The organism is Rhizobium sp. Root1212 (assembly GCF_001424985.1).
Taxonomy (GTDB): Bacteria; Pseudomonadota; Alphaproteobacteria; order Rhizobiales; family Rhizobiaceae; genus Pararhizobium.
The window spans coordinates 54,848-70,793 of the sequence record NZ_LMDA01000028.1 but is presented as its reverse complement, the minus strand read 5'-3'; the positions used below and the strand labels follow the sequence as shown (position 1 = coordinate 70,793).

The following is a 15,946-nucleotide window of genomic DNA, read 5'->3' as shown; positions in this document are numbered from 1 at the left end:
AACGCGGCCACAGGAGCCGCGTTTCGCTATTTTCGCCGGGTTTTCGCGCCTTAGCGGGTCACGAGGCAGCTGCCACCCGCGCTCTTGTAGCGCGAGCAGAGCGCATTGGCATCGTCCTTCGAGCCGGCCGGGATACGGACACGGTAGTAGGTGCCCTTGCCCGCGATCTCGGCCTTCTTGATATCGACGCCACGGCCACCGATGACCGAGCCGAACTTGCCAGACAGCTTGTTGTAGGAGGTCTGCGCTTCGGCTTCCGAGGGCAGCGAGGCGATCTGGATCACGTAGCTGCCCGGAGCGACGCTCGCGGTCTGGACCGGGGCGGGCTTTTCCGTTGCCGGTGTCGTCGCGGTCTGTTCGGCGCTGGCGGCAGGTTCGGCTACAACCGGCTTCGCCTGCGGAACCGTCGCGTTCTCGTTGACGGAGGTCGTCGCGACCGGGCGAACCGGAGCGGTTTCCTCGACCTTGACGGCGGCAGCTTCGGCCAGCGCGCTCTGCGCCGGCTTTGCCTCGGCGGTCGGCTTGATGCTCGTGGTTTTGACCGGCTTCACGACCGGATCGACGGATGCGACCTGGCTTTCGGCCTCGACCGGCTCTTCGCGGGCGACCAGCGTGCCGTCCGGCTTGACGATCATCGTGCGGACCTTGCGCGGCGAAACGGCCGGCGTGCTGTCATCCTGCGGGCCTGCGTTTGCCGTCGCCTGGCCGTCATCCGGGGTCAGGCGGTCGGCGCCCTCGTCATCCTCGGGCATGATGCCCGGCAGCGCTTCGTCGCCACGGCCTTCCAGCGGAAGCGTCTCCGGCGTCAACGTGCGCTGTACGACATCGATCGGCTCTTCCGTCGAGGAAACCAGCGTGCCCTGCTGCGGCGTTTCGGCGCCCGCACCGGCGACGCGGTCGTAAACGGCCTTGTCCTGGTTCGGAACGGTCTTGCCGCCCTTTTCGACCGGCACGATCTTGACCGGCGTCTTGTCGGCCAGAATGATCTTCGGATCGCCACCGGAGAATCCCGGAGCCGAACCGCCCATCCAGGCATAGACGCCCGCACCGCCGACGATGGCGAGACCGGCGACCGTTGCGGCGAGAAGCGCAAGACGGCGCACACCGCCACGACGCTCTTCCTGGAAATCGTCTTCGGCGGCATAACCCGAACCGACAGCGAGATGATCGGACGCCGGATCGGCTTCCTGCCGCGGCTTCAGCGACTGGCGGAAATCTTCCTCCATCGCCCGCTCGAAAGCATCGAAGTCGTCTTCGACACGGCTTGCCGCGGCCTTGCCGGCAGCAACCGACTGGGCGGCTACAGCGAACATCGGATCTTCATGGGCATGATCGCTTGCCGCACGCGCCGGGCGAGCCGGCGTGCCGAAAAGCTGCGCCATTTCCGCGTCGATATCGAGATCGAAATCCTGATGATGGACAGCCGGCTTTTCCTGCTCGACGACCGGCAGCTGCGGTACATCGAGATCGGCAATCGCCATCAGGCTTTCCTCGGCCTCGGCAATCATGGCCGGATCGAAGGGCAACTCGGCGTCGCTCTGGTCGGCGTCCGTGGTAAAGTCGTTGGCGAGCGGCGGCGCTTCGACACGCGGCTCTTCCATCTTCGGCACGTAGACGGGTTCGACGAAAACCGGCTTTTCGACCGGCTTCTCCGCGAAGACTGGCTGGGCCACGACCGGCGCGACCCGCTCACCGCGCTCAAGGGCCTGAACCTCGACGGGGTCGAGATCGAGGTCGATATCGGAGAGATCCAACTCGAAGCCGTCGAGATCGAATTCCGGATCGGCCGGCTCGACCAGCGACGCCGCCGCAGCAACAACCACTGGCTCGGCAACCGGTTCCTGCGGCAGAACGGCCGTCTGCGCCGGCTTCACCGGCTCGATGGCATCGAGCAGCGGATCGGCAGGCATGGCCTGCGCAACAGATGCGGCCAATACGACAGGCTCGACCTGTGCGACAGGTTCGGCCTTAACGGCTGGCGCGACTTGAGTGGCGGGCGCGACCTGCTCCGGCGGCGCGGACTGTACGACAGGTGTCGCTACGATCGGCTTGGCAAAGGCCTTCTGGCCTGCCGCACTGTTGGAGGCAACAGGCGTCGCACGGCTGAAGGTCGGCGTGAAGGGATAGGCGTTCTTGCGCACCGGTACAGCCGCCGCGACCGACGCAACGGCTGCCGGCGCTACCGCCGCCTTTTCCGGGACCGGGAAGCGCTCGATATCCGCCAGCAGGTCGTCGACAAGATCGCCGCCCGAGACGCCGACGACAGCGGGCTCGGCACCCCTTGCGGGCTCCGACACCCGCTGAGGCGCCACAACTTCAGCCACGGGAACTTCTACGAAGGCAGGCTCGACAGGCCGCTCAACCGGCACCTGAACGGAAACCGGCTCCTCGGCATAGCCGATGGAGAGTTCGAGTTCTCGCTCCAGATCGAGATCGAACGCCTCGAAAACCGGCTCATCCTGCTCGGGAGCGGAATAGACAGGCTCTTCGGCGACGATCTCTTCCGGTGCGGAAGCGATCTCCTCCGGGTGGGACTCGACGAAAACCGGCTCATCCCTGAAGACCGGCTCGGCGACCGGCTGCTCCGCAACGGGAGCAGCGGCCTGCGGCTCGGCGCCGGGCGCATAGCTTTCGAATTCGCGAAGCAACTCGTCTTCGAGATCGAGTACAGGCTCCTGGCGCACCGCGTTTCGGTGCCTTTCCAGCTCCTGCAACTGCTGAACCGCCGGACGATTGTCGTAACCAACAATCCGTGCAAGCTCGCTCAACGGATCGTCATCCGAGAAGAGATCGATATCCGTCGTTCCGCTTCGTGCCAATTGATTGTCCGCCATACGCTCCACTCACGATTACTAGCCTGCATCTGCCAGTGCTTTGTGGGGAAATGGTGACAATACTTATCGCATTTCTTCCGGAGCATCGGTGCCTGTAATAGCCAGGCCCGACCTCAAAACAGAGGCGACAGCATGCACCAGCCCGAGTCTGGCAATAGACAATTCTCTGGTTTTATCGTTAATAAAACGTAATTCCGGAGATTCTTTACCTTTATTCCAGTGAGCATGGAATGCACTGGCCAGATCGTAGAGGTAAAAAGCCACCCGATGCGGCTCCTGCGAAAGGGCTGCAGCCTCGATCACGCGCGGATATTCCGCAAGCTTGGCGACGAGCTGAATCTCGTTTGAATCCACGATGTTACCGGTAATCGCAGCCGAAAGATCGATGCTCGCCAGATCCACATCCGGGAACGCCTCGGCGGCCTGACGGAAGACCGAGCGGCAGCGCGCATGCGCATACTGCACGTAGAAGACCGGATTGTCTTTTGACTGTTCCGTGACCTTGGCGAAGTCGAAATCGAGCGGTTCGGAGCTCTTCCGGTAGATCATCATGAAGCGGACAGAATCACGGCCGACTTCCTCGACCACGTCCCGCAGCGTCACGAAATCGCCCGACCGCTTCGACATCTTCACCGGCTCGCCGTCACGGTAGAGCTTGACGAGCTGGCAAAGCAGAACCGTCAGCTTCGCCGTCCCGCCCGAAACGGCCCGCGCCAGAGCTTCCAGTCGCTTGACGTAACCGCCATGGTCGGCGCCGAGCACGTAGATCATCTCGTTGAAGCCGCGGTCGAACTTTTCCTTGAAGTAGGCAACGTCGGCGGCGAAGTAAGTATAGGAGCCGTCGGACTTGATCAGCGGGCGATCGATATCGTCGCCGACCTCGGTCGAGCGGAACAGGGTCTGCTCGCGATCTTCCCAGTCTTCCGGCAACTGGCCCTTCGGCGGCGGCAGGGTGCCCTTGTAGACGTGTCCCTTGAAGGTCAGGTCGTTGATGGCGGTGCGGATCGGGCCGGCGCCGTTGTCATGCAGCGTGCGCTCGGAGAAGAACACTTCGTGGTGCACGTTCAGCGCCGCGAGATCTCCGCGGATGATCTCCATCATCGCATCGATAGCGCGGTCCTTGACGAGCGGCAGCCACCTCTCCTCCGGCATCAGCCTGAGGCTGGTGCCGAACTCGTCAGCAAGCGCCTGGCCGACAGGCACGAGATAATCGCCGGGATAGAGGCCGGACGGGATTTCGCCGATCTTCTCGCCCAGCGCCTCGCGGTAACGCAGGAAAGCGGAGCGCGCCAGCACATCGACCTGCGCGCCGGCGTCGTTGATGTAGTATTCCTTGGTGACCTTGTAGCCAGCAAATTCGAGCAGGTTCGCAAGCGTGTCGCCGACGACGGCGCCACGGCAATGGCCGACATGCATCGGCCCCGTCGGGTTGGCGGAAACGTACTCGACGTTCACCTTGCGGCCGTCACCATAGTTGCTGCGGCCGTATTCGGTGCCGGCCTTGACCATCGCCACCAACAGCTTCTGCCAGTAGCCGATCGAAAGGCGCACATTGATGAAGCCGGGGCCGGCGACCGTGACCTCGGTCACCTCCGGGTCCTCGCCAAGCTTGGCGACAATCTGTTCGGCCAGTGCGCGCGGATTGGTACCGAGGGGTTTCGCCAGCACCATCGCGGCATTGGTCGCGACATCGCCATGGCTCGGATCGCGCGGGGATTCGACACTGACGCGCGAAAAATCGATCTCGGATCGCTTTTCACGAACGATATCAAGAGATTCCAAAACGTTCTTAATTCTTGATTCGAAGTCGGTGAAGAGATTCATGGCATCCATCCGCTTTGCATTGCCTTTGGCAAGAGGCCGCGTTGTTTCGTGAACCGGCGCCGGCAGCACATCTGTCCGCACCGTCGCGCGGGTGACTAGCGCAATTCCGGGGTGTGGTCAAACAAACGCCGGTGGGCGGAAACCGCGTAGGTGTCCGTCATGCCGGCAAGATAGTCCCCGACATGGCGGGCCTTGGCGGGCTCGGTCATGTCGGCAATCTGGTCGCTCCAGGCGACCGTCTGCATCTGTGCAGGGTCTGCCATGAAGGCCTTGTAGAGATCGGTGACGATGGTGGCTGCGTTTTCCCGCACCCGCATGATCTCCGGGTGACGATAGATGCGCATCATCAGCATCTTCTTAATCTGCCGGTCGGTCTCGGCCATCGCGTCGGAAAAGGTTGCGATCACCCGGTCGGCGGCGCGGACGTCGCCGGCGCTCTGCGGCTTGACCTCCTTGAGGCGATCCTGGGAGACGGTGATAACGTCCTCGACCATACGCGTTATTTGCCGGCGCATGATCTCGTGGGTGAAGCGCGGTGCTTCCAGCCCCGGATACCGGTCGCCGACTTCGCGCATCAGGCCGGCGAGGAACGGTACATCTTCCAGCATCTCGAAGGTCAGATAGCCGGCGCGCAGACCATCATCGATGTCATGGGTGTTGTAGGCGATATCGTCGGCAATCGCCGCCACCTGCGCCTCTAGGCTGGCGAAGCTCGCCAACTCCAGATCATGAATCTCGCAGTAGTCGAGGATCGGCTTCGGCACCGGACCACGCGTTCCCTCGCCGCTCGCCGTCATCAGCGGGCCGTTGTGCTTCACGAGGCCTTCGAGGCTTTCCCAGGTGAGGTTCAGCCCGTCGAACTCGGCATAGCGGCGCTCCAGCTTGGTGACGATGCGCAGCGACTGGGCATTGTGGTCGAAGCCGCCATAGGGCTCCAGCATCTCGTGCAGCGCGTCTTCGCCGGTATGGCCGAAGGGCGTGTGGCCGAAATCGTGCACCAGCGCCACGCCTTCTGCCAGGTCCTCGTCGAGCTTCAGGGCGCGGGCAAGCGCGCGGGCGATCTGCGCCACCTCGACCGTGTGGGTAAGCCGCGTGCGATAATGGTCGCCATCGGCGGCGATGAAAACCTGGGTCTTGTGCTTCAGGCGGCGGAAGGCGGTCGTGTGGACGATGCGGTCGCGGTCGCGCTGGAAGTCGGAGCGCGTCAGGCTGCTTTCCTCGGGATAGAGCCGGCCGCGGCTCGACCAGGGATCGGCCGCAAAGATTGCCCGTTCACCAGACCCAAATCCCAGCGCTTGTCTGTCCAATGTCGTTTCCACTTTCGATGCCATTGACGCAATATCAAAGCCTTCATACCTATAGTGAGCGTCGCGGGAAAGCGCCGCACCGGAATGGCGTCCTCACTCCTTAAAAAACAAGGACTTGGATGCTGCGCCTGAAACTGGAATTTTCCATGTCCGCACGTCAGGCTGATATGGACAACGAATCTCTCCGGATCTTGACCCCGGCAGGAGGCAGAAATGACGACAGAGACTGTTACCCTTTCGGACGCGGCTGCCAAGCGGATCGCGGCCATCCTGAAGAGCGACGCCGACAAGACAGCGATGCGCGTTTCCGTAGAAGGCGGCGGCTGTTCCGGCTTTTCCTACAAGTTCGATCTGGTCGACCAGACCACCGACGACGATCTCGTGCTCGAAAAGGGCGAGGCCAAGGTGCTCATCGACAGCCTGTCGCTCGTCTATATGGGCGGCTCGGAAATCGACTTCATCGACAATCTGATGGGCCAGTCGTTTCAGATCAAGAATCCGAATGCCGTCGCAAGCTGCGGATGCGGCACGAGTTTTTCGATTTAAGCCCACTCAGAGATAGGGCGACCCCAACCAGAATATCTTGTTGATCAGCCGCCTCACGAAAGGCGCTGCGCGCAGGTCATCGAGCGTCACCGGCGTCGCCTCGGCGAGGATCGGACGGATGCGTTGCGTTACCTGCTGGGCAAAGCCGATGTCCAGCACCTCCAGATCGATTTCGAAATTAAGCCGTAGCGAGCGGGGATCGAGGTTCGACGAGCCGACATAGGACCAGCGGCCATCGACCGTCATGAGCTTGGAATGGTTGAACGGCCCGTTCGCCCGCCAGATGCGGCAGCCGCCCTTCAACAGCTGGTCGAACTGCGCGGTCATCGCGCGGTCGACCAGCGTCAGGTTGTTGACCGCCGGCACAACGATATCGACGGCAACGCCGCGCATGGCCGAGGTCACCAGCGCTGCGATCAACTCGCGATCCGGCAGGAAATAGGGCGACATGACAAGGATGCTGCGGCGTGCCACCGAAAAGGCGCCCATCAGCATCTTCTGGTTCGATTCGTTGGTCTTGTCCGGCCCGGACGGCACGGCCCGCATCAGCGTCGACAGACGGCGGCCGGCATTCGGCAGAATACGCCAAGCTTGGCTATCCAGCATCTCCCGGCTGGAAAAATGCCAGTCCTCTTCGGCGACGGCGAAAAGATCGGCGACGACGGCTCCCTCCACCTGGAAATGCGTATCGCGCGCCCTCGCCTCACCAGCAAATTCTCCGGTGAACCCCGCCCGGATGTTCATGCCGCCGGTAAAGGCCGTCGCCCCATCAACAATGAGGATCTTCCGGTGGGTCCTGAGATTGGCATAGGGCAACCGCAGACCCATGACGATATTGCCGTTGAAGACCCGCACCGTCACGCCGCCATCCCTGAGATAGCCGACGATACTCGGCACGGAATAACGCGCACCGACCGCATCGATGAGCACGCGCACCTCCACGCCTCGCTTGACCGCCGCGATCAACGCATCTGCAAACCTGAGGCCAATCGGATCACGATCGAAGATATAGGTTTCGAGCAGGATCGACCGTTTGGCGCGGGCAATCGACTGTACCATCACGGCATAGGCGATATCGCCGCCTTCGAGCATGGCAATGCGGTTTCCCGTACACATGCCGTAACGGCTGACCTTGTCGCCGAGCAGCTTCATCGAGGCAAAGCGCTGGCCAAAACGGGTGGCGACGTTCTCGCCGGTCACGTCATATTCATCGACCGGCTCGCGGCCTCGGTCGAGCAACATCACCCGCTGCATCCCGATCGACGACCGGCGCATGCGGTTGATGCCGGCAATCGCATAGACCAGCGCGCCAAGGATCGGCGACAGGATAATGATGCCGACCCAGCCGAGGGCGGAGCGCACCTCGTCCTTGGTCATCGTCGCATGGACGGCGGCGGGCACGCCGAGCAGGATCGAGAGAACGGCGAGGATATGCGGCCAGTAGGTGATGAGGGTATCGATCATGCCGCGACTATAGACACCCTGCCCCGCGACGCAATTGCCCACTGAAATCACGGAGTTCGCATTTGTCAAAGAAGGGTGCGGGCGATAAAAGAAGGGACCTGAAGACGAGGGATGCCGCGCATGCCCGCATCAAGCAGAAGAGGACAGCCGGCATGAAGATCGCCACCTGGAACATCAACGGCGTGCGCGCCCGCATCGATTCCCTCCAGGCCTGGCTGAAGGAAGCCAACCCTGACATCGTCTGCCTGCAGGAGATCAAGACCATCGACGAGGGCTTTCCGCGCCTTGAGATCGAAGCCTTGGGCTATCATGTCGAGACCCACGGCCAGAAGGGCTTCAATGGCGTGGCGTTGCTCTCGCGCATCAAGCCGGATGAAGTGATCCGCGGATTGCCCGGCGATGATGAGGACGTGCAATCTCGTTTCATCGAGGGCGTCTTCTCTGTCAAGGGCGGCGCGATCCGCGTCTGCTCGATATACCTGCCGAACGGCAATCCGGCCGGCACGGAAAAATACAGCTACAAGCTCGCTTGGATGGAGCGCCTGCAGGCCTATGCCGAAGCACGGCTTGCACTGGAAGAGCCTTTGATTCTGGCCGGCGACTACAATGTCATTCCCGAGCCGCACGATTGCTGGGACGTGAAGGTGTGGGAAAACGACGCGCTGTTCCTGCCGCAGACGCGCAACGCCTTCCGCAGGCTGGAAAACCTCGGTTTCACCGATGCGGTGCGCGCCACCAACGACACGGTGCCGCTCTATACGTTCTGGGATTATCAGGCCGGCTGCTGGCCGAAGAATTTCGGCATCCGCATCGACCATCTGATGCTATCGGCCGAAGCGCTCGACAAACTCGTCTCGACATCGATCGACAAACACGTCCGCGCCTGGGAAAAACCGTCGGACCACGTGCCGGTCATCGGGGAATTTGCTTTCGAGGCTGCCTGATCAGCCTCAGCCCGCTTTGGTCTCAGTCAGCGTCCGCATGCATGTCATGCGACATGACGATGGCCGAGCGGCGGTCGTCTTCGGTGGCAAGCGAGAACGCCTGCTCCTGCAGCGGCTGCAGCCAGGTGCGTTCCTTGGGCGTACACTGGTTGAGCGCCGCCGTCATATAGGCGAGCCCGCGCACCGTCTGGCCTTCCTGGAAGAGCACGTTGCCGAAAACGCCCATGGCGCCGGTGTGGCCACTTTTGCGCGCGCGGTTCAGCCACTTCTTCGCCTGCTGGACATTGACGCTGCCGCCATCGCCCGAAAGCAGCATGCGGGCGAGCTGGAACTGCGCCTCCGGCACGCCAAAGGTCGAGGCCGCCTGGAAATAGAGCTGCCGCGCCTGGGCGAGATCAGACTTGACCGGGCTGTCGGGAATGCCGCGGCGGTAGTAGCCGGCGAGCGAGATCAACGCATTGACGAAATAACCGGTGTCTTCGGAACCCGGCTCGATGCCCTTCTGGGCGATCTCGCTGTAAATCTTGAAAGCTTCGAGATCGTTTTCGGCGACGCCGTCGCCATCGGCATACATATTGGCCAGCGCCCAGCGCGAGCCGGTATGGCCCTTTTCGGCGGCGTAGCGATAGGCTTCGACCGCTTCGTCCTTGCGGCCGCTCTTGTAGGCGGAAAAACCGAATTTGAAGAGGGCAAAGGGACCCGACTCCTTGGAGACTCCGGCGCCAGGGTCAAATGCATAAGCATGCCCACCAAGCCCGCCAAGCGTGAGCGTCATACCCAGAACCAGAAACCTCAACGACCTGTATTCGCGTAGCAGCATCTTAGTCAATTTTTCCCATCAACACCGAGAGCCTGACGTTTCCACATTTGGACCGTCTCTCGTCGTTGGCGTTGAAAACCCCAATCGAAACACTTTTTCGACCTTCGGAGCCCTGCCCCTTCAGCCGCGCTTCAGTTCATCGCCTTCGACCGTTCCCTACTTTAGGAGCCGTTTTCGGCGAGAGTACGGCCTGCCCCCGCAGCCGTATATTTCCTTCCAGTCCGCACGTTATTCCAAGAGCGTTCACGCTCTATGAAGAGCGCCAACACCCCGTAATTTTATGAAAGAGCGAGAAGAATGGACATGCTTTGTTTCACCTCAAACGCCGTACGCTTTAAACTTTCCGCACGTCTGTTGGGATGACGGGTGCGCCCAGTTTGTGGCGGGAAATGGACATAAACTGCCCCCTGCCCAGGTTCTCGGACTATAGAAAAAATGTGTTGCTGAATCGTCACAATTACAAAGGCCGCCAGGACGGCGGCCGCAATAAAAAGCCCGGAGAAATCTCCGGGCTTTTTCGAGGTGTTCTTGTTAGAACTTGACCTTGAGCGAGGTGGAGACCGCGCTGACGATATCCGTGCCGAAGTCGTAGGTGATTTCAGATGAGCTGCCATCCATGGGAGCGGAGCTGCCGCTCGTCATGATACCAACGACGCCGGCAAGGCGCAGTTCGACATTTTCGGTCGGAGCGTAGGAAACACCGGTGCCGACAGTCCAGGTGTCGCTCTGGTTGCCGTAGCCGTGGCTGGTGCCGCGATCCCAGGTCAGGCTGACCGCACCGCTCCACTGATCGTTGAACTTGTGGCCGACGCCGCCGGTCACGGTCCAACCGTCACGATAGAGCAGATCGAGGCTGGTGGCTGGGTGCGTAGGTGACGGCGATACCGGATTCACCTCAACGATCTGCAGCTGGCTCCAGTCGGTCCACTTTACCGAACCAAACGCCAGCCAACCGGGCGCAATACCCGACTGCACCTTGAGTTCCAGAGAATCCGGCATGGAAGCGAAACTGGAGACATCGTAACGTGAACCGATGATCGGATCGCTACCGACAAAGCCGAGTATGACTTTGCTCAGATCGACCGAGCCGTCCAAATTGTCGAGATCGACAGCACTGTTGTAAACGAGGCTTGCCCGCAACGCATATTCCGGAATTTCATATGCAACGCCGGCACGCCAGCCCCAACCGCTCCCCTCAAGATCGAGACGACCGACGCCCGAAAGGCCAAGCGCCGGCACAGGTGGAGATACCAGACGCTCCTTAAAGCCGCCGACTTCCTGATAGAAACCACCGGCGATGATGCGAAACTGGCCCTGACCGACGTCCCACTTGTAGGAACAGGTCGCGGCGTAGTTATCGCTCTCGATCTTCGTTTCAATATTGTCATTGGCGCCTGCCCAGTTCGCGCCGGGATTGGTATGAGCGCCCCATGGCTGGGAATAGTCGGCCATGCAGTCGATGCTGTCGCCGAATGCGGCCTTCACGCCAACGCGCGGAACCCAATAGCCTTCGGTGTCACCGATACCGTTGTTCGGTCGCCCCAGAGGATTGCCAGGGTTGAGATTACCGTTACCGGCATTGATATCTTCGACATTGTTCAGTTCGCGCTGCGGGTTGACGTAGGTTGCCGTCGCTTCCGCTGCATAGGTCGACGGATCGAACAGAAGATCGATGTTGTAGCCGCCGCGCTCGAGGCCGCCTGCCTGAGCCGTGCCTGCGACCATGGCGAACGTGAGCGCTGTCATCACCGCCGTCTTGGTCGTATTTTTGTTCATATATTCCTCCCCATGAACACTGTGGACGGCGCAGGGCCGACCGATGGCAGGAAGGTACCGGCAGGACGGATGGCTTAGCAAATGGCGAAATTTAGCGAGCGCACTGCAGCATTCTCCGAAAATTGACGTAAGAATTTCCACAAACGACGAAAATCGGAAATAATTGGAATTATTTTCGAAAAACCACCTTCACAACGCCCATTAATGGAACGCGTTTCCTTCGTGGCGGAAACGTGTCACATCGACACAACAATGCCGCTTTTTGCTCGGCCGCGTGTTTTTGCAAGGATTTGGGGCTTGAAATTCCATCTGACGAACACCAGCGCGCGAAGCCGATTAGGGAATCAACCGGAACAACCCGCAAGATGACAAAAGGCGGGCGCTCATGAGAGCGCCCGCCTTTCCAAAACACGATTCCTGAGGGTTCAGCCGGCTTCCGTCACGCGCGCCAGAGCGACCGCAAGAGAGGCCCGCTGGCCGTCGAGTTCCGCCAGCCGTTCACGTTCCGCCTCGACGACATCGGGGCGGGCATTGGCCACGAACTTCTCGTTGGAAAGCTTGCCGAGAATACGCTCGCGCTCCTGATTGACCTTGGCGATCGCCTTTTCGAGACGCGCGGTCTCGGCAGCGAGATCGATCAGATTGCCGAGCGGCAGGCAGACGGTCGCCTCGCCGAGGACGATCTGGGCGCTGCCCTTAGGCGCTTCCGCAGACAGCGAGATGTCGTCGATGCGCGCTAGCCGGCGGATCGCGCCGGCATGGCGATCGAGACGCTCGCGGGTCAGGGTGCTTGCGCCGACGATGACCATCGGACCGACCGAGGCCGGCGGCACGTTCATTTCCGAGCGGACCGAGCGGATGCCGGAGACGAGTTCGATCAGCCAGTTGATCTCGGCTGCAGCATTGTCGTCCGCATAAGATGCAGCCGGCCATTCGGCATGGCACAGCAGCGTGTCCCGCTCCTTGCCCTCACCCGCCGTCTGCGCCCACAGCTCTTCCGTCATGAAGGGCATGAAGGGGTGCAACAGCTTGTAGGCTTCGTCGAGAACATAGGCGACGCAGGCCTGGGATTCGGTCTTGGCCGCCTGATCCTCGCCGCTGAAAATCGGCTTCAGGAGTTCCAGATACCAGTCGCAGAACTGGTTCCAGATGAAGCGATAGAGGCTGCCTGCGGCTTCGTTGAAGCGATAGGCTTCGATCGACTCCGTCACATCCCGGATGGTGCGCGACAGCTCGGTCAGAATCCAGCGGTTGATCGTCACCGAGCAGGTCTCGGGAACGAATTTCGGATCGTTGGCGACGCCGTTCATCTCGGCAAAACGCGTGGCGTTCCAGAGCTTGGTGCCGAAATTGCGATAGCCGGCGATACGTGCCGGGTCGAGCTTCACGTCACGCCCCTGTGCCGCCATGATGGCGAGCGTGAAGCGCAGCGCGTCGGCGCCGTATTCGTCGATCAGCTCCAGTGGATCGATGACGTTGCCCTTGGACTTCGACATCTTCTGGCCGTTCTTGTCGCGAACCAACGCGTGGACATAGACGGTATGGAACGGCTCGACCGGCGTGCCGTCACTATCCTTCATGAAGTGCAGACCCATCATCATCATGCGGGCGACCCAGAAGAAGATGATGTCGAAGCCAGTGACGAGAACGTCGGTCTGGTAATATTTTTCCAGTTCCGGCGTTTCATCCGGCCAGCCGAGGGTGGAGAAGGGCCAGAGCGCCGAGGAGAACCAGGTGTCGAGCACGTCTTCGTCGCGGGTGAGGATTTCGCCCGGCCGGAAGTTTTCGAGCAAGTCCTCGACGTAAGCCTTCATCGGGCCTTCATGGCTGAGATAGTGCTGGATGGCGGCGTGCAGCGCCTCTTCCTCGGTCTTTTCGACGAAGACCTGACCATCCGGGCCGTACCAGGCCGGAATCTGATGTCCCCACCAGAGCTGACGGGAGACGCACCACGGCTGGATGTTTTCCATCCATTCGAAATAGGTCTTTTCCCAGTTCTTCGGGACGAAATTGGTGCGGCCCTCACGAACGGACGCAATCGCGGGCTTGGCCAGCGTCGCGGCATCGACATACCACTGTTCCGTCAGGCGCGGCTCGATCGGCACACCGCCACGGTCGCCGTGGGGAACCATGTGTTTGTGCGGCTCGATGCGATCGAGCAGGCCACGCTCCTCGAACATCTCGACGATCGCCTTGCGCGCGGCAAAGCGGTCCATGCCGTCGAGCTTCGATATGATCGGCTCAAGCTCCGGCGTTTCCGGCAGCTCATGCAGGAAATCCTCGTTGCCGGCGAGCGTGACATGGGCGTCGATGCTCAGGATATTGACCTGACGCAGATTGTGGCGCTTGCCGACATCGAAGTCGTTGAAATCATGGGCGGGCGTCATCTTGACGGCGCCGGTGCCGGCGGTCGGGTCGGCATAGTCGTCGCCGACGATCGGGATGCGGCGGCCGATCAGCGGCAGTACGACATGCTTGCCGATGATCGACTTGTAGCGCTCGTCCTCGGGATTGACGGCAACGCCGGTGTCGCCGAGCATGGTTTCCGGTCGGGTGGTGGCGACGACCAGATAGTTGCGCTTTTCCCACTCGGTCGGCTTACCGTCTTCGTCAAAGGCGATCGGGTGCTGATAGGTGACGCCCTCTTCCAGCGGATAGCGCAGGTGCCAGAGATTACCGTTGACCTCATGCTGCTCGACTTCGAGATCGGAGATCGCCGTCAGCAGCTTCGGGTCCCAGTTGACCAGACGCTTGTCCTTGTAGATCAGGCCTTCCTTGTAGAGCGAGACGAAGACTTCGAGAACGGCCTTCGACAGGCCCTCATCCATGGTGAAGCGTTCGCGCGACCAGTCACAGGAGGCGCCGAGGCGCTTCAGCTGGTTGAAGATCAGGCCGCCGGATTCGGCTTTCCATTCCCAGACCTTGTCGATGAAGGCCTCACGGCCCATCTCGCGACGGTGCTCCTGCCGCTCCATCAGCTTGCGCTCGACGACCATCTGAGTCGCGATGCCGGCATGGTCCATGCCCGGCTGCCAGAGAACGTCCTTGCCGCGCATACGCTCGAACCGAACCATGACGTCCTGCAGCGTATTGTTGAGCGCGTGGCCCATGTGCAGCGAGCCGGTCACGTTCGGCGGCGGGATGACGATGCAGAACGTATCAGCACCCGGCTTTGAACCAGCGCCTGCGCGAAAAGCATCCTGATCGTCCCATTTCTTGGCGATGGTCGGTTCGACGGCGGCGGAATCGTAGGTCTTGTCAAGCATTTCTGGGGCCAAACTTGCTGGTTGTTGTCTTACTTCGTGTAAATCGGAAGGCTGTCGCTGAGTCAACACGGGAGCGGCGGACGAGAGGTCCGCATCTTATATGGTGCGCCCGAAAGCGCATAGCGATCCTTCGGATTCGCCTCCTGTGCTTTTGATTTTTGTTGTTCCGCCTGTCGTTATCGCAAAACCGCGGAACACTTTTGCGCGACATGCTTTCGACAAAAAATCAGGCGGGGCAGTTTCCCGCCCCGCCTGATCCATTCGAAAACGTCGACATCAGCCGCGGCGGGGGCCGCGCGCCACGCGCTCGATCTCCTCGCGCACAAGGCGCTCGACCAGCGTCGGCAGATTGTCGTCAAGCCATTCCTGCAGCATCGGGCGCAGCATGTCCTGGGCAATCTCATCGAAGGAGCGGCGCGGACCGGCATCCAGCGCCAGCGCCAGATCGTCGAAGGAACGGGCGACCTGCGCGCCGACCTCCGGGGAAACGATCGCGGTCGCCTCCTGCTCCGCCACGACCGGCACCGCCATCGCTTCGACCTTTATCGGCTCCACAACCGGCGTCGGAACCTCGGCGGCGACGCTGGGAGCGACCTTGGAAACGACCGGCGTTTCGACCTGGGGCGTCAGGGGTGCAGCGGCAAGCGGCAGGCTCGGCCGCAGGCGGTTTTCGATTTCGACGTCGGTCGCGCGGGCGGCCGTCGCATGGCGCTCGGAGGCGGCGCGCACGCGCGCGGCGACATCGGCCAGGGACTGCGGCGGCGCGGCCTCGACGGCTGGCGTCTCGACCGGAGCGGCAACGTGCGCCGCCGTGGCAGCCGGCACGGAGCTGGCCTGTTCCTGCAGCCGGCGCTCTTCGGCTTCGAATTCGGCCGCCAGATCGGCATCGTCGATGGTCAAGTGGATATCGTCGATATGCTGATCCTCGTCCTCATAGGGCGTGGAACGGAAGGAAGACGGTGCGCCGATGTCATTGGCCGGAAAGCCGGGAATACCGGGTTCGTTGCTTTCGATGATCTTCCGGATGGATGCCAGGATCTCATCCATCGACGGTTCACGCGCTACATTGGGCTGTGCCATTTTCTTCCCCGTTTCTGCGTCCCTGATATCGCGGGCACCGCAGCAAAATCGTTAGCAGGAACTGTATCGCGAGTTCGGTTTCCGG

General features: G+C 61.4%; 10 protein-coding genes. 2 read left to right on the top strand and 8 right to left on the bottom strand.

Annotated elements, in window-relative coordinates:
* Positions 1–50: 50 nt before the first annotated feature.
* The 3 genes from ASC86_RS24330 to ASC86_RS24320 form a co-directional block, all read right to left on the bottom strand.
* Complete coding sequence (locus ASC86_RS24330) at positions 51–2,819, bottom strand: SPOR domain-containing protein (RefSeq protein WP_348270779.1); 2,769 nt, start codon at positions 2,817–2,819, stop codon at positions 51–53.
* A 78-nt stretch (positions 2,820–2,897) separates the two neighbouring features.
* A complete protein-coding gene (gene argS / locus ASC86_RS24325; protein ID WP_056327534.1) occupies positions 2,898–4,658 on the bottom strand; it encodes an arginine--tRNA ligase in 1,761 nt (586 codons plus the stop codon).
* A gap of 95 nt (positions 4,659–4,753) precedes the next feature.
* The gene (locus tag ASC86_RS24320; RefSeq protein ID WP_056327337.1) at positions 4,754–5,989 is read right to left on the bottom strand and encodes a deoxyguanosinetriphosphate triphosphohydrolase; all 1,236 of its coding nucleotides are present in this window, start codon (positions 5,987–5,989) and stop codon (positions 4,754–4,756) included.
* 189 nt (positions 5,990–6,178) lie between these two features.
* Here ASC86_RS24320 and erpA point away from each other — a divergent pair, with 189 nt between their 5' ends.
* Positions 6,179–6,511 (top strand): iron-sulfur cluster insertion protein ErpA, encoded by a 333-nt coding sequence (gene erpA, locus ASC86_RS24315; RefSeq protein WP_056327335.1) that lies wholly within the window; start codon positions 6,179–6,181, stop codon positions 6,509–6,511.
* A 6-nt stretch (positions 6,512–6,517) separates the two neighbouring features.
* Here erpA and ASC86_RS24310 read toward each other — a convergent pair whose 3' ends face one another.
* Entirely contained in the window at positions 6,518–7,975 is a 1,458-nt protein-coding gene (locus tag ASC86_RS24310; RefSeq protein WP_056327333.1) for a phospholipase D-like domain-containing protein, read from the bottom strand.
* Between the two features lie 152 nt (positions 7,976–8,127).
* Here ASC86_RS24310 and xth point away from each other — a divergent pair, with 152 nt between their 5' ends.
* Positions 8,128–8,919 (top strand): exodeoxyribonuclease III, encoded by a 792-nt coding sequence (xth, locus tag ASC86_RS24305; RefSeq protein WP_056327532.1) that lies wholly within the window; start codon positions 8,128–8,130, stop codon positions 8,917–8,919.
* Between the two features lie 22 nt (positions 8,920–8,941).
* Here xth and exoR read toward each other — a convergent pair whose 3' ends face one another.
* From exoR to ASC86_RS24285, 4 genes are all read right to left on the bottom strand, one after another.
* The gene (gene exoR, locus ASC86_RS24300; protein ID WP_056327331.1) at positions 8,942–9,739 is read right to left on the bottom strand and encodes an exopolysaccharide production regulator ExoR; all 798 of its coding nucleotides are present in this window, start codon (positions 9,737–9,739) and stop codon (positions 8,942–8,944) included.
* A 531-nt stretch (positions 9,740–10,270) separates the two neighbouring features.
* Positions 10,271–11,515 (bottom strand): OmpP1/FadL family transporter, encoded by a 1,245-nt coding sequence (locus ASC86_RS24295; protein ID WP_056327329.1) that lies wholly within the window; start codon positions 11,513–11,515, stop codon positions 10,271–10,273.
* Positions 11,516–11,940: 425 nt separating this feature from the next.
* Complete coding sequence (locus ASC86_RS24290) at positions 11,941–14,781, bottom strand: valine--tRNA ligase (RefSeq protein ID WP_056327328.1); 2,841 nt, start codon at positions 14,779–14,781, stop codon at positions 11,941–11,943.
* Positions 14,782–15,057: 276 nt separating this feature from the next.
* On the bottom strand, positions 15,058–15,861 hold the full coding sequence (locus ASC86_RS24285) for a PopZ family protein (protein WP_056327326.1): 804 nt from the start codon (positions 15,859–15,861) through the stop codon (positions 15,058–15,060).
* Positions 15,862–15,946: the final 85 nt, after the last annotated feature.

Bases quoted from the DNA above. Each gene is read 5' to 3' on its own strand.
- ASC86_RS24320 (WP_056327337.1), bottom strand. From the start codon at position 5,989: ATGGCATCGAAAGTGGAAACGACATTGGACAGACAAGCGCTGGGATTT.
- ASC86_RS24285 (WP_056327326.1), bottom strand. From the start codon at position 15,861: ATGGCACAGCCCAATGTAGCGCGTGAACCGTCGATGGATGAGATCCTG.
- ASC86_RS24295 (WP_056327329.1), bottom strand. From the start codon at position 11,515: ATGAACAAAAATACGACCAAGACGGCGGTGATGACAGCGCTCACGTTC.
- erpA (WP_056327335.1), top strand. From the start codon at position 6,179: ATGACGACAGAGACTGTTACCCTTTCGGACGCGGCTGCCAAGCGGATC.
- ASC86_RS24310 (WP_056327333.1), bottom strand. From the start codon at position 7,975: ATGATCGATACCCTCATCACCTACTGGCCGCATATCCTCGCCGTTCTC.
- ASC86_RS24290 (WP_056327328.1), bottom strand. From the start codon at position 14,781: ATGCTTGACAAGACCTACGATTCCGCCGCCGTCGAACCGACCATCGCC.
- exoR (WP_056327331.1), bottom strand. From the start codon at position 9,739: ATGCTGCTACGCGAATACAGGTCGTTGAGGTTTCTGGTTCTGGGTATG.
- argS (WP_056327534.1), bottom strand. From the start codon at position 4,658: ATGAATCTCTTCACCGACTTCGAATCAAGAATTAAGAACGTTTTGGAA.
- xth (WP_056327532.1), top strand. From the start codon at position 8,128: ATGAAGATCGCCACCTGGAACATCAACGGCGTGCGCGCCCGCATCGAT.